13 protein-coding genes and 1 pseudogene are annotated in these 13,622 nt (G+C 35.5%); 6 read left to right on the forward strand and 8 right to left on the reverse strand.

What is annotated here, in order from left to right:
- Window positions 1–2: 2 nt before the first annotated feature.
- From SanaruYs_RS03025 to SanaruYs_RS03035, 3 genes are read left to right on the forward strand one after another with little or no spacing between them, the layout of a single operon-like run.
- Entirely contained in the window at window positions 3–512 is a 510-nt protein-coding gene (locus SanaruYs_RS03025; RefSeq protein WP_160118568.1) for a YciE/YciF ferroxidase family protein, read from the forward strand.
- Window positions 490–984 carry a pyridoxamine 5'-phosphate oxidase family protein gene (locus SanaruYs_RS03030; RefSeq protein WP_246011819.1) on the forward strand — a complete coding sequence of 165 codons (495 nt, stop codon included), beginning with the start codon at window positions 490–492 and terminating at the stop codon, window positions 982–984. The genes SanaruYs_RS03025 and SanaruYs_RS03030 overlap by 23 nt, the downstream gene beginning before the upstream one ends.
- A gap of 19 nt (window positions 985–1,003) precedes the next feature.
- Window positions 1,004–1,444: a DUF2267 domain-containing protein gene (locus SanaruYs_RS03035; RefSeq protein ID WP_127121028.1), complete on the forward strand. Its 441-nt coding sequence runs from the start codon at window positions 1,004–1,006 to the stop codon at window positions 1,442–1,444.
- 106 nt (window positions 1,445–1,550) lie between these two features.
- On the opposite strand, the gene SanaruYs_RS03040 is transcribed toward SanaruYs_RS03035, so the two are convergent.
- A complete protein-coding gene (locus SanaruYs_RS03040; protein ID WP_127121029.1) occupies window positions 1,551–2,189 on the reverse strand; it encodes a sterol desaturase family protein in 639 nt (212 codons plus the stop codon).
- A gap of 179 nt (window positions 2,190–2,368) precedes the next feature.
- Between SanaruYs_RS03040 and SanaruYs_RS03045 the strand changes: the two genes are divergently transcribed.
- Both SanaruYs_RS03045 and SanaruYs_RS03050 read left to right on the forward strand, forming a co-directional pair.
- Window positions 2,369–3,163, forward strand: coding sequence for an LOG family protein (locus SanaruYs_RS03045; RefSeq protein WP_306307916.1), 795 nt, complete (start codon window positions 2,369–2,371; stop codon window positions 3,161–3,163).
- Window positions 3,164–3,765: 602 nt separating this feature from the next.
- A complete protein-coding gene (locus tag SanaruYs_RS03050; RefSeq protein WP_127121030.1) occupies window positions 3,766–4,401 on the forward strand; it encodes a class I SAM-dependent methyltransferase in 636 nt (211 codons plus the stop codon).
- A 108-nt stretch (window positions 4,402–4,509) separates the two neighbouring features.
- On the opposite strand, the pseudogene SanaruYs_RS20285 reads toward SanaruYs_RS03050, so the two are convergent.
- From SanaruYs_RS20285 to SanaruYs_RS03065, 3 genes and pseudogenes are all read right to left on the reverse strand, one after another.
- Window positions 4,510–4,710 (reverse strand): annotated as a pseudogene (locus SanaruYs_RS20285) (dodecin family protein).
- A gap of 88 nt (window positions 4,711–4,798) precedes the next feature.
- Window positions 4,799–5,857, reverse strand: a complete 1,059-nt coding sequence (locus SanaruYs_RS03060; protein ID WP_127121031.1) for a response regulator — start codon at window positions 5,855–5,857, stop codon at window positions 4,799–4,801.
- Between the two features lie 10 nt (window positions 5,858–5,867).
- Window positions 5,868–7,502 carry a sensor histidine kinase gene (locus SanaruYs_RS03065; RefSeq protein ID WP_218022351.1) on the reverse strand — a complete coding sequence of 545 codons (1,635 nt, stop codon included), beginning with the start codon at window positions 7,500–7,502 and terminating at the stop codon, window positions 5,868–5,870.
- Window positions 7,503–8,209: 707 nt separating this feature from the next.
- Between SanaruYs_RS03065 and SanaruYs_RS03070 the strand changes: the two genes are divergently transcribed.
- Window positions 8,210–9,052 carry a universal stress protein gene (locus SanaruYs_RS03070; RefSeq protein WP_127121033.1) on the forward strand — a complete coding sequence of 281 codons (843 nt, stop codon included), beginning with the start codon at window positions 8,210–8,212 and terminating at the stop codon, window positions 9,050–9,052.
- A 100-nt stretch (window positions 9,053–9,152) separates the two neighbouring features.
- On the opposite strand, the gene SanaruYs_RS03075 is transcribed toward SanaruYs_RS03070, so the two are convergent.
- From SanaruYs_RS03075 to SanaruYs_RS03090, 4 genes are all read right to left on the reverse strand, one after another.
- Complete coding sequence (locus tag SanaruYs_RS03075) at window positions 9,153–10,340, reverse strand: DUF8173 domain-containing protein (RefSeq protein ID WP_127121034.1); 1,188 nt, start codon at window positions 10,338–10,340, stop codon at window positions 9,153–9,155.
- A gap of 311 nt (window positions 10,341–10,651) precedes the next feature.
- Window positions 10,652–11,014, reverse strand: coding sequence for a response regulator transcription factor (locus SanaruYs_RS03080; RefSeq protein ID WP_127121035.1), 363 nt, complete (start codon window positions 11,012–11,014; stop codon window positions 10,652–10,654).
- Between the two features lie 530 nt (window positions 11,015–11,544).
- Entirely contained in the window at window positions 11,545–12,300 is a 756-nt protein-coding gene (locus tag SanaruYs_RS03085; RefSeq protein ID WP_127121036.1) for a murein L,D-transpeptidase catalytic domain family protein, read from the reverse strand.
- A gap of 86 nt (window positions 12,301–12,386) precedes the next feature.
- On the reverse strand, window positions 12,387–13,466 hold the full coding sequence (locus tag SanaruYs_RS03090; RefSeq protein ID WP_127121037.1) for a fatty acid desaturase family protein: 1,080 nt from the start codon (window positions 13,464–13,466) through the stop codon (window positions 12,387–12,389).
- Window positions 13,467–13,622 lie beyond the last annotated feature (156 nt).

A 13,622-nucleotide genomic window follows, 5' to 3' on the forward strand; every position in this document is an offset into this window, starting at 1 on the left:
ATATGAAGAATAAAATTAGTACGCTTCAAGATGCACTTGCTTACCAGCTCCAGGGATTATTTTTTGCTGAGGACGAAATCAGGAATGAATTAACTACTTGTATCCAACAGATTAGGTCAATTGAGGTTAGGAACGAAATCGATCACTATGTCAAGACCGCTAACGAGAAATTACAAAAGCTGGAAAGAATTTTTACTTATTTAATGCAGGAGTCTAACCCACGTAAAAACGATGTGGTTTCCAAAATGATTCATGAAACACATCATTTGCTAAAACTGACTTCCTCAGCACATTTAAAAGATATACTGATGATTTCATGTGTGCAAAATATTAATTCTTACAAAACAGCAAGCTACAAGAGTGCTTACCTGTTTGCCGTGGAATTGGAGCTTGATACAGCCATAGATCTTATTCAGCAAATATTAGAATGGGAACTTGCAACAGGTAAACGTTTGGCACTGCTTTCTATTCATGAGTTTAACAAGTTAAATGAATCCAATAAAATTCAATAGTATGCTTGGCACGCTAAGTGGAGAACAAATAGAACATGTATTGCGCAATCAGATAATCGGACGAATTGGTTGCTATGCTGCTGATGAGGTTTATGTTGTGCCCGTAACATATGTTTTTCATGAAGGCTATATCTATGCACATTCAAAAGAGGGTCGAAAAATTAAGATGATGCGTAAGAATCCGAATGTATGCTTTCAGATTGATACTATGGAGAATATGACTAACTGGCGTAGTGTTATCGTATGGGGTGTGTATGAAGAACTAAAAACTGAAAGTGAGCAGGTAGCAGGCATGAAAATCATGATGGATAGACTTATGCCCCTGATAACAAGCGAATCTGTCCGTCCCACGCAGGGAAATGCTCATCCTCCTGAAATAATAGAAAAAGGCTTTAAAGCTGTTGCTTATCGAATTAAAGTGACTAAATCCACAGGCAGATTTGAAAAAACCAGCGCCTACGACCTTGAATAATTCATTACCCTAAACTGATATGACACTTGATTTTAACAAATATGCAATGAAGGGAAATGAATTCCTTAATCACCTGGAGAATAATCTTGGTGTCAGTGATCGGGCTCATGCGGGGAGAATACTACGATCAACCTTGCATGTTCTGCGAAACCACCTGACTTTTGAAGAATCCTTACAGTTGATTTCTCAATTCCCTATGGCCATCAAAGGTGTTTATGTAGATGGGTGGACAAAAGCGGGCCATAAAAAGATAAAAACAGTAGATGATTTTGTCCAGGAGATACTGATGGAAGATGCTAATATAGCGTGGAAAGATTTTAGCAGCAAGGATGAGATCATTGATTGTGTAAGGGCAGTAATTGCTACCATAAAATTATATGCCAGCGCTGAAGAGGTTGAACAAGCTTTAGGCACTCTACCTAAGAAGCTTCAGGAAATGTTTGAGTCCTCAGAACTTTAACATGGTGCTTAACTAAACAATTTTGTATTAGCAATTATACGTTTACCAACCTGTCCGGTGATGCTATAGTGCTTAGTTTAGAACTCATATTACACAAAACAATTATCTAGTTGGAAACCCTACTGTCATGCGTTGTTCCATAAATATAATCCCACAAAGGTGAAGAAACTCCAAACAAAACTTCTCCATCTTTATAGTGATGAATGGCATGATTTTTCCAAAGTGTCCTTAACCATCCTTTGGGGGGAGGCACTGCATGCACCATGTAATGAATTAATAAGTAGGACGCATAACCTACCAAAAATCCAGGCATAAATGCAAATGCATAATCTCCCAAAATATAACGGAAAACAATAAAGAAGAATGTTGCAACTGTTATACTTAATAATGGAGGCATGGCCAGTCGTTCTTTATCTTTTGGATATTCATGGTGAACTCCATGTACAATATACTGAAACCTTTTCTTCCGCTTGGTTGACGTAGCAATGTGAAAAACATACCGATGTACATTGTATTCTACCCAGGTGAATACAGCCAAGCCAAAAAGGCTAAATAGCATCGTTAACCCAGGTGATATTTCAATATACCTGATACTCCAGTACATGATTCCTGTGGCATAAAGTAAAAATATTATAACGGGTATGGCCACATGAGTTCTTGATATGCGCTCTAAGAGTGGCGAAGCAAATATTCTTTTTGATTTACCATCAACGAACTTTATTTCTTTTGTTGTCATGCTGTCCATAGCTATTAATTTTATTACTATTAAACTATATACCTTTTCTCTTTACAATAATTAGTATAAGATAGTCTGCATTAACCGTCTTAATCCCGTGTTTCTAATACGAAAGTATTACTATTTCGAATTCTCATATATGATAACAGTTACTGATCTTTGATGACAAATATTCTTTACTTCTATTAATGAGATTAATCTTAAGTGAGGAAGAAAATAATCATAGAACCAAGTGTTTAAAAAATATAGGTTGCAGTATGCCGGAGGTAAAATCAGAAATAAAATTTCTTCATGGACCTCAGTCCCGATGGGAGGAGTTTTTATTTACAATTAAGGTATTATTTGAATTTATTCGTGGGTTTAGAGCACTGCATTTTATTGGACCCTGCGTAACCTTTTTTGGATCTGCCAGGTTCGATGGAAATCACGAATACTATCAATTGACAAAGAAAGCTGCTGGTGAGGTGGCCAAGCTTGGTTTTACGATATTAACAGGTGGCGGACCGGGACTCATGGAAGCCGCCAATCGTGGAGCGAAGGAAGTTGGTGGTAAATCGGTAGGCTGCAATATTATGTTACCAGTGGAGCAAAAACCAAATGCCTATCTGGACAAATGGGTAATGATTAAGTATTTTTTTGTACGGAAAACCTTATTAGTCAAATATTCATTTGCCTTTATCGTTTTGCCCGGAGGCTTTGGAACACTTGACGAATTCTTTGAGGCATTGACACTAACCCAAACAAAAAAGATTAAACAATTTCCGATAATCCTTTTGGTAAGATCCTATCACAGCGATCTATTGAACCATATTGAACAAATGAAAAAAAATCAAACAATTTCAAAGGAAGATCTTGACCTTATTCTGGTTACAGATTCCATTGAGGAGGCGATAACTTTCATTAAAAATCAGAGCATTTCCAGATATGGGCTAATTCCTAAGCATAAACACCCACCCATTAAATGGCTCTTTGAAAACAACTAAATCTGATTTTTCATGCAACGAAAGCCTCTTTCTATTATAATAGTTTTGATTATCATATTGATTATTTGGTTCGTTATTAATCTGTCTAGAATCTGCTGAACAAGCGAAATTTAAGAAATCGAATTACAAATTAAATTAAACTGTCAGGTGTGCCATAAAGCGATCTAGCATAAGTGATCAATCTTTTGCTTTTCACTTTAAATAGCGATGAGTTTTAGTTTCGATCTAACTTTTTGGCTAATATTTAGTCTCTTGGAATTAGGTGAAATAATATTTTCAATACAAAAATTATCAGCACTAGAATTGCAAAAATCACCATAATTTTTGCAAATGGACCTGATATTATTTTGCTAAAGTATAAGACGAGCACTATAATTGACAATGTTATTTTAGCAATCGTATCTGCAGTTTCAAGATTCTTTGTCATCTACCTTTTTTGATTTGTCTTATGAATTAAATTCTTTTTCTTTTCATTCACACTGATAACAATCATGCATTATGAACATATTATTATTATTCTGTAAATGATCAAAATCTTTCATCTGAAAATCATAGCTCATAGATAGAATCTAACATTAAGATGAAATTAGATTTAAAAGTTTATGAAAAGCAAATTACCTTTTGAGTCAACTGTAGCTGAATATGAGCAGTGGTTCACAGACCATCCATTTCTTTTTAAATCGGAGGTTGAGGCTTTACGAGACATGCTACCAATTGGTGAAAGCCTTTATGGAATTGAACTGGGGCTTGGTACAGGTAAAATATCTGTAGCCTTGGGTATTAAAGAAGGTGTAGAGTCTTCTCCAGCCATGCGTGCCATGGCAGTAAAGCGAGGAATTGAAGTAATCGATGGATCTTCAGAACAGTTGCCCTATAAGGACATGCGCTTTGATTTCGTGCTCACAACCTTGTGTACGAGCTACTTTAACGACTTACATGTAGCATTTAAAGAAGCTTATCGTGTGCTTAAAAATAAGGGTGTATTTATAATGGGGTTTATAGATAGAAATAGTATAATCGGCCGTGAGTACACAAAACGTAATGATGATATTAGCTTTTATAGGTTTGCAATGGTTTACTCGGTGGATAAAGTAATTTTTGAATTAAACTGCGCTGGCTTTAAACATTTTAAATTCTGCCAAACACTATTTCATCCAATAGAAGAGATCACTCAGTTAGAGCCTGCTAAACCAGGATATGGTGAGGGTTCTTTTGTGGTTATTCAGGCGAGAAAATGATAATTACACCCATTAATAAAACTAAAAGTACATTTACAAGTACTGACTGAAAGCAAAAAGTTTAATACTATATGATAGTAATGTACAATTCCACAAAAGGATTAATTTTTAGTCAAGTACGAAACTGACTTTAGCGGTTATGCGATAGCCGATAATTTTACCGTTTTCGACTGAGGCACTATGATCTTTAATATAGATTTATTTAACATTGTGAATGGTTTTTGAAGCCTTGGCAACTGCTTGTTGCGCAGCACCTTCCCAACTTATTTTTGAGTCAGCCTGGATTTCAATTACTTTAATAACAGACATACTATTTTTGTTTATAAGTACACTAATTTATTATAATCAATTCTATGTACTGATAAGCAATATCATCACCGCTCAAGATTATTTACAGTCAATGCAGTAATTTCTCCAACTTGGCTCTGTTTACTATTCTAATACCATCATCAGATATCTGAATGAGTCCGTCATCTCTAAATTCTGCAAGCATTCTGTTCAAAGACTCAGTAGCTGTTCCGACAATATTGGATAAATCTCTTCTCGCTATAGTGATCCTATTATCTTTATCAGTGTTATCCAGCTTTGTTTCCATTTTAATCAAAACATTTGCAACACGCTGCCGAACAGATTGATAAGCAATGTCTAATAACCTGCTCTCCATTTCTTCCAGGTTATTGGATAGCATTTTAATAAACTTATGAGCCACTTCTTTACTTGTATATATCAAGGTAATAAAATCACTTTTGGGAATGATGGTAATGCGAGCATCTTCCATCACTTCAGCATTTTCATAATAAGCTTTTTCTTCTAATAGCGGTACGAATCCCAAAAAATCACCAGCTTTATAAAAACCTGTTATCAGTTCTTTACCATCATAATTCACCCTATACGTCTTGACTTGCCCTGATTCAATATAGTATAAATCGTTAGGGGTCTGCCCTTCCATGAAAATAATGTCTTTTCTTTTAAACGAGCGAGTTGGTCTATTTTCTGAAAGCTTCTGAAAATCTTTCAGCTCTCTGGTTTTACTAAAAAAGGCACTAACATCTGAAGAGCTGTTACCCAGCGCAATTTTCATAAGCTCATTTTTTTTAAGCCTAGTTTCTACAACTCTTAGCAAATCCACACCTTCAAATGGTTTTACGATGTAGTCATCTGCCCCCAGATTCATCCCAACGCGAAAATCACTCATGTCAGCTTTTGCTGTTAAAAAGATAAATGGAATACTGGCCGTCTCTGGATCTTTATTCAAAATATGCAACACACCATAACCATCCAGCTCTGGCATCATTATATCACACAGTATCAAATCAGGGCGGTGTTGTTGAATGAGTTCAACTCCAATTTTTCCATTTGGAGCTTGCATCACTTTATATTTTGCCAGTAGCAAAATCCCTGTAATGTTTTCAACTACTTCTTCATTATCTTCGATTATAAGAATTGTGTAACTCATAACTTTGTTGTTAAGTTTTTTGATTCAATTCAGTGGTCCTTTTCAGGGGTAGTATAACGGTGAATATTGTCCCCTTGTCAAGCCTACTTTCGAAAAATATTTTACCCGTTAATAATTTGACGTATCGCCTTACAATATTGAGACCTAGTCCGGTTCCTTGTATTTGAATTGTATTTTTTGCTCTAAAAAAGCGCTTGAAAATAAGCTTTTGCTCATCAGGCGGTATTCCTATTCCTTGGTCTGATACTTTGAGGGTGATATTTTTTGATGCTACACTTATGGTTAGACCTATGTTACTGGATATAGGAGAATATTTAATTGCGTTTGAAAGCAGATTCAGGAGTATGTTTCTTAATAAGTGTTTATCCATAGCTATTTCTGTATCCTCTCCTTCAAACTCAAATACAATTTTTTGACCTTCCTTTTTGGTCAGCGATACTTCCTGAATTAAATCCTCACAGAAGACTTTTAAGTTCATTGATTTTAACATAAGATGAACCTTACCTTCCTCTAGCTGACCAAGAGAGAGGAAATCATTTAATAACTCGGTAAGGCCATTGACGGCCCGCTTAATTCGTTCAAGATGTTTTTTCCTTTCATTCTCCACCTGTTGGCCAGTGTAATTTTCTACTAAAAAGGCAGATGAAAGAATTGTGGTAAGTGGAGTTCTGAATTCATGAGACGCCATTGTTACAAACCTGGATTTTAAAGTATTTAACTCTTTCTCCTTTTCCAGCGTCTTCATTAATTCGTACTCAAGATTTTTATGAACGGATATATTTTTTACCACGACTAAAATTTCCTGGATCGGATGTCCCGGGCTTTCAATTGGCACTGCGGTTACATTATAAAAGTCACCTTTCAGCTCAATATCAAATGAAACCTTTTTCCCATCGAATACTTTTACGAGGGCTTTTTCTGCATAAACAGACATTGATTGGTAAATATTATCAAAAATGATATCGTTAATTATAGACTTTGAGTCTAATCCCAATGCGGACAGGCCTTTTCCACCTACTAAAACATACTTTAGACTTCTATCCATTACTCCTATAAAGCCATCGGGATAATTATCTGCAATTGAATGGTAAATAGCTTGGTTGCTAATTAATTTTTGGTTACTACGCGCAAGCTCCTCAGTTCGTTGTTTTACTTCCGATTCAAGCTTTTGATTATATTCATGCATCATTTTTAAGTTGGCCTTTGCGAGCTCATCATTTTTAACTCGATCAGTCACATCAAGAATAAATACAATCCAAACTATAGCTCCATTCTCATGGAAATAGCTAAGATTTATGTCAATATAAAATTCGCTCTCGTCCTTTCGTTTACATTTCAAACTTTCACCTACTCTGGGCGATAACGGATTACTGATATTTTTAAAATATTCTTTTAGTATTATGGCGAAATTCGGAATTAATTCATCGATGACTTTAGTTAATATATCAATGGATTTATAACCAAATATCTTTTCTACAGCTGGATTTGAACTGTAAATTTTTCCATCTTGACGTATCATCAGAATACCTTCATTGGCATATTCCACTATTGATTTAAGTTGTTCCTTTTCTTTTTGCTCGATGTGATAAAGATTTCTAAGGTGGATAGTGAAGAAAACAGCTAGCCATATGATAAGTATTGACATTAATCGGTTTCCTAGTATGGTAATATCATTAATTGAATGAATAACAGGCAAGAAGAAAATACTTAGTAGAAAAAATGACGACACTACCCCAGTCATTACAATGAATTTAGATAGACGAACAAACCAAAGTATATATGGGGTGATCAGTAGGTAAACAACTGTTCCTATAAAAATTTCGGATTTTATTTCAAAAAGTAAGGTCAGCAGCATTAACATAATGCCGAAAAAGAAATGTAGCAAGGGAATAACATTGACTTTCATAATTACCCATAGTAAAAATGCAGTTAGCCATCCTAGACAATACGAAAATAGAATACTCCATATTATAATAAATTGATTACCATCATATTAGGCTATGATTAACTTCATGCTGATTATACATGATAAGAACTGTATAATCCGTAATTATTCTGAGGCCAGTTCATAGAGCATTCTTTATTTACCTATAGCCTACATTAATGCTTCTGGCTACTTTTCTCACGATTAAGGGCTTCATAACTACTGGATCCATTTACCTGAACGGCAATAGACAATTTAATTTACAAGCCCTAATGTTGCTTTTGTGTTCTCCTGGTCACATGATTATTATCAGGTATTACACATGATTTTTATCTGATCTAAAGGCTGCCGATAGTTATCATGATAAATAGCAACAGTCATCATTTTGAATAAGAATAAGAGTATTTAATTTTTGGAAAAACAACGATATGCAACGAATACTCGTCCCTACCGATTTTTCCAAAGAATCAAAAGAAGCATTTAAGGTTGCCATACAACTGGCGTCTAAAACAAAAGGTGAGATAGTTCTTTTAAACATTCTTACTATACCTAATTTATCTTCTACAGGCTTTGCAGGTGAAACACTTCCCTTCGATCCAGCTTATTTTACAGAAGTAATTGATGATATAAAGAAAGAACTATTAAAAATAAAGGAGATGAATAAGGAAAAATCGATAAAAGTTAACATAGAGGCTGTTTACGGAGACTTTGTGATAACCATAAAAAATATGATTGAAAAGCATAAGATAGATTTGGTTGTCATGGGTACTTCTGGGGCTTCTGGTATTGCTGAGATTTTTATTGGGTCCAACACAGAAAAAGTAGTCCGATTTTCACCTGTTCCAGTGCTGGCTGTACGAGAAGCTATTGACATAAAATCTATTAGAAATATTCTGTTACCGTCTACACTACTTTTTAATCAAATACATTTTATTAGAAAATTGAAAGAATTGCAGCTATTCTTCAATGCAACATTACATATACTTTTAATTAATACACCGCTTCATTTTATGCGTGATGCTGACGCACACGAATCGTTAGAAGAATTTGCGATACATTACAAACTAACGAATTACAAACTGCACTTTAGAAACTATTTGCATGAAGAAGATGGGATATTATCATTTGCTAATACAGAGGGAATGGATTTGGTTGCCATGGGAACGCATGCCAGGAAAGGTCTAGCACATTTTTTTAATATCAGTATAACAGAAAATGTAGTAAATCATATTAAGATTCCTATCTGGACTTACAGCTTAAAAGAATCCTGACTTACTAAATTTAAAGCTTATTCGACAAATTGACTTTAAGCATCCAGTTTAGATAAGGATGCTTATTTTTTATTATTACCTATGTATTTGGATTGATTATTCAAGTCACGGCCAGTGCTTTATTTGACTTCCATTTTATATTCAAAAGCAAACCTCCGAAACCCATACAAGCAAGCAGTAGCATAATCAAAGGACCGATAAATGGTGTGAAAGAAGCTAGCTTCAGAAAGATGAAAATTGCAAATGCTGCACCCACAATTTTGATGTTCTGCCATGATGATTTATAGTAGGTATTATTAATCCAGTTTGCAATAAGTAATGCAGTAATGACAGTAGCATGAAGTAGTATGGTCAGGTAAATAAAAAAGGTAAGCAGGCCTAGCGGAATACCAATCAAAGTGAGGAAACCGATTACAATAGCCACAGGAACACCAAACAAAAATAGAAATCCGGCACCCAATGACTTAATTGAATTATTTTTAATCGTATTAACCGCATTCATAAAAGTAAGCCTGAATAGATATTGAATTATTATCAGCATAATCAACGCGGCACCTAAATACCACAAGACCATTACAAGAGAAGCAAAACCAAGGTAATACCAATCAGTGCCTTCAATTTCAAGACTGGGATCGTAGGAGGCTGTGCTCGCATTCAGTGAATTTCCGAAATCAAGAGAACCCGCCTGATTCCAATACCTTACAGTGTCTTTAAATTTTGCAGAAGCGCCAATTTCAATAGTTTCGGCTGCCATTACTGTTGTACCACCAATAATACCATTTATTTTTATTTTGCCACCTTTTGAATCCAAGCCCTGCGCTACTGTTCCATTCAGGTCGAAGGCACCCGAGGCATTTTTCACACTTCCTTTTACTGCACCATCCAATATTACTTTACCCCCAATGCTAAACATATTGCCAGCTATAATGCCACCGCTTAGTATGTTTATTTCACCACCGCTCACAACATAATCACCAGACACCACGCCTGAAAGCTGAACGGTTCCTCCGGCACACCGTACATCATCGGCCACATAGCCATTTAAGGTAATATTTCCACCACCGATTAGAATGTCTTGCGTGACGGTATCATTGACTATAACTGTACCCCCGGCTATGATTAAATCACCTCGGATCGGAGCATTGATTGTAACTGTTCCTCCTGCAACATAGAGATCGTGCGCTACCTCTTTATTAATCAAAACATTTTCACCTGAGCGTATTTGTGCTGTCAGCTTTTGATTTATTAAGATGAATGCAGACAATAAAATTAATCCTATAAATTTCATAATTGATATCTTTAATGATCACTATTTTTAAACTAAGGCCACTATACACATTCCCTAGTGCTGGATAATAAGAGTTAAGGATCGGCCACTGAGCACGTGAAGAAACACCATGGTGTTTTCGCTAAGTAGCTTAACAGTACCATTGGTTTCTTTTTTATTCTAAACTAAGAGTTGGTTTGAATACTGAGAATGAGCAGCGTCAGTATTGTTAGAGACTTTTAAAGCCGGTGCGAAGTAGAATGCTATATTTTGAAGCTACTTTTCCCTAAATAAAATTAGCGTGTTGTATATTTTTTGATTTGAGAAAATAATTAGGCAAAACATTCATTGATCTTCTCTATTAATTCATTTACGTCAAAAGGTTTTCTTACGTAGGCGTTCGCGCCCATATTCATTGCTAATTTGACTTCACTTTTTTCACCGCTGGCTGTAACATAGATAAATGGAATTTTGGCTGTAATGGGGTGGGCTTTCAACTCTTTAATCACGCGATAGCCATCAATATCCGGCATGATAATGTCACATAAGATAATATCAGGCTTTTCAATTTCAGCCTTTGCAATTCCTTCTTTTCCGTTTTCTGCACTAATAACACTAAATCCCTTTAGCTCAAGAATCTCCACGGTGTTCTCCCGTACCTCAAGATTGTCTTCGATAATCAGAACTTTTCTCATAAGGAAACATTTTGTTCAGGATAAAACTCAATGTTGTTCCCTTACCGGGATACGTTTCGTCTGAGATTTTCTTATATGACTAGTCCTATGCATAAGTTGCCTTGTTTACTTAATCCTGATTCTAATTGTGCTGAAGGACGGCAGCCACATCTATGCTTTCCAATTAAAGTAAGTTCATGTTAAAACAGGATACAAACCAAGTGCGCGCACATAGAAGAGAGCTACTGCTCTTCGCAACATGGAATTTTGTTTAAACAATTTAGATAAAATGTTCAAAAATGCAAGTCGAAATTCCACAATTTACGTCCAAATACCTGATTTTTAAGGTATATAAACCTTGTAGCCCGCTTATTTCAGTGGACAACAACGTCCTTTTTTATAAAAAGACATTGCAAAAAATAGTCTCTTTTGCAATTGTGATGAAGCTGATTAACAAAAAAGCATTTAAAAAGAGAGAATGAGAAAGCGTTTAAGATTTATGTAAAGTATTCCAAGGTTTATATTGGAAGTTAAATTCCGCTAACCTTAACTTATAAATCGTTCAACACATTGGTTTGTTGTTCACTAAAGAAAGCAGCATTTTGCTTATTACTTAAAATGGATGATTCCTTGAAGTATTCTTTATCAGGGTAATAGACAAACAAGCAGGTGTTATTTTTAATCATATTAATAAGTTGAGTATGAACCCCTGTGGCCACTGCAGGGCAACCATGACTTCTCCCCAATCTTCCGTTGCGTGCTATGTAGTTTTCGCTTACGTAGTCAGCACCATGAATAACTATCGCCCTGGCTTCTGCCAAGTCATTAATACCTGGCTCAAAGCCATTCAGCTTTAGTGATAAACCATGCTTGCCTGTGTAGGTTGCCCCCGTTTTATAAAAACCCAAACTACTCTGAAGAGAATTTATTTTATTGGAAAAAAGATGAGGTTTTATTTCCCCGCTATTCCTCCCGTGAGCCACGAGCGTGTGTAGCATTAATTCTTTCGTTTCCATGTTCACAACCCATAGACGTTTCAAATTTGAGGGTCTGGAAAAATCTATAATGGTTAAAAATGGTCTATTAAATCGACCAAGGGAATCCTCCAAGAAATTATATCCCTGAATAGCAGAGTTAAATATACCAGAGTCCAGCGGCTCTCCTAGCCAATCTATCTCCTTATAAAAGGAGGCAGTAATTTCTGTGTCAGCTAATTTTGTAACCGGAACGGGAGCATGATCAGGAATGCTTTGCAGCCATCCAGAAATGCTGAACAGGAGGTTATAGAGGACGTATATCAGAATAATGGCTTTGCCTTACTACATAGATTACATTGTAAAAAGTTCCCAAAACCAATATTTCTTTCTAATACCGTTATTTTGCCAGTCCTAATCTACCTGCCCAATTCCTTTAATCTCCTTAAGTGAGAAAACAGAGCATCCTTAAAAGTCGGTTTCAGATTATAAACTAATCCAAATTCCTTCGCTGTATTCTCCACGATGGGTGCAATATTTCGATAATGAACGTGACAAATGGAAGGAAATAAGTGATGCTCTATTTGAAAATTTAACCCTCCTGCATACCAATTAAGAAAAACATTATTCCTGGCAAAATCAGAAGTTGTTTTTAATTCGTGGACAGCCCATTCATTCTCAATAATACCTTCGCTATCAGGTAATGGCTGGATGGCTCCTTCTACTACATGTGCCATCTGAAAAATAGTGCTCATAATACAAGCCCCTACCCAATGAATAACAAAGAAACCAATCAATACCTGCCACCAACTAAATTCAGTAAACAATATTGGCAATCCGATAAACACAAATAAATAGATCAATTTTATGCTTATCATTTTAAAGTATTCAAATTTAGTATTAACGTGTTGTTGTTTTGTTAACCCCTCCCTATTATACCTTGCTAATTGTGAAAAGTCCTTAGTCAATTTTGAAATGGTCATTAAACCATAAAATAAAAACGCATAAATATATTGAAATCGATGAAATCGATTACGTGGAGCATGCTCTGATAACCGTAAAGGGCCCCGTACACCAATATCTTCATCATTTCCCTCAATATTTGTATACGTATGATGCAAAACATTGTGCTGTATTTTCCAATTAGTGACGGTGCTGCCTAAAAGATACATTGTGCTACCCGCTAAGTTATTAACCCATTCTTTTTTCGAATATGCTCCATGAACACCATCATGCATAATGCACATACCAACACCTGCCATTCCAATGCCTATTAAAACCGTCATGAGCAACGCTAGCCATACACTGATTGGTATAGTCAGTATGATGACAAACGGTAAAATATATATAGCTAATAAAACTATAGACTGAACTACAAGAAAAGTATTTCCTTTTTTGGAGAGGGCGTTCTCAGTAAAATAATCATTAACATTTCTTCTTACAGCAGATGCAAATTTTCGTTCCTGTTCATTGGTAGTAATAAACTTTACTGTTTTCATACTTTTCAATTTTGAAATAATTTAATTGAATTTGAAGCGAGAGCTAAATGACAGGGATCAAGAAATGAAATGATTCTTATCAAATATGAGCCTAAATTCTATCGTGCCGATAGTTTGAAGTAGTATGAAGAAAAGTAAAGTGTTGAGGTGTTTACA

The sequence above is a fragment of the Chryseotalea sanaruensis genome (assembly GCF_003990915.1).
Lineage (GTDB): Bacteria > Bacteroidota > Bacteroidia > Cytophagales > Cyclobacteriaceae > Chryseotalea > Chryseotalea sanaruensis.

What these genes read in the sequence shown, in the direction of transcription:
- SanaruYs_RS03075 (WP_127121034.1), bottom strand. Translation starts at nt 10,340, where the DNA reads ATGAAATTTATAGGATTAATTTTATTGTCTGCATTCATCTTAATAAAT.
- SanaruYs_RS03040 (WP_127121029.1), bottom strand. Translation starts at nt 2,189, where the DNA reads ATGGACAGCATGACAACAAAAGAAATAAAGTTCGTTGATGGTAAATCA.
- SanaruYs_RS03045 (WP_306307916.1), top strand. Translation starts at nt 2,369, where the DNA reads ATGAGATTAATCTTAAGTGAGGAAGAAAATAATCATAGAACCAAGTGT.
- SanaruYs_RS03025 (WP_160118568.1), top strand. Translation starts at nt 3, where the DNA reads ATGAAGAATAAAATTAGTACGCTTCAAGATGCACTTGCTTACCAGCTC.
- SanaruYs_RS03080 (WP_127121035.1), bottom strand. Translation starts at nt 11,014, where the DNA reads ATGAGAAAAGTTCTGATTATCGAAGACAATCTTGAGGTACGGGAGAAC.
- SanaruYs_RS03070 (WP_127121033.1), top strand. Translation starts at nt 8,210, where the DNA reads ATGCAACGAATACTCGTCCCTACCGATTTTTCCAAAGAATCAAAAGAA.
- SanaruYs_RS03065 (WP_218022351.1), bottom strand. Translation starts at nt 7,502, where the DNA reads ATGTCAATACTTATCATATGGCTAGCTGTTTTCTTCACTATCCACCTT.
- SanaruYs_RS03030 (WP_246011819.1), top strand. Translation starts at nt 490, where the DNA reads ATGAATCCAATAAAATTCAATAGTATGCTTGGCACGCTAAGTGGAGAA.
- SanaruYs_RS03060 (WP_127121031.1), bottom strand. Translation starts at nt 5,857, where the DNA reads ATGAGTTACACAATTCTTATAATCGAAGATAATGAAGAAGTAGTTGAA.
- SanaruYs_RS03035 (WP_127121028.1), top strand. Translation starts at nt 1,004, where the DNA reads ATGACACTTGATTTTAACAAATATGCAATGAAGGGAAATGAATTCCTT.
- SanaruYs_RS03050 (WP_127121030.1), top strand. Translation starts at nt 3,766, where the DNA reads ATGAAAAGCAAATTACCTTTTGAGTCAACTGTAGCTGAATATGAGCAG.
- SanaruYs_RS03090 (WP_127121037.1), bottom strand. Translation starts at nt 13,466, where the DNA reads ATGAAAACAGTAAAGTTTATTACTACCAATGAACAGGAACGAAAATTT.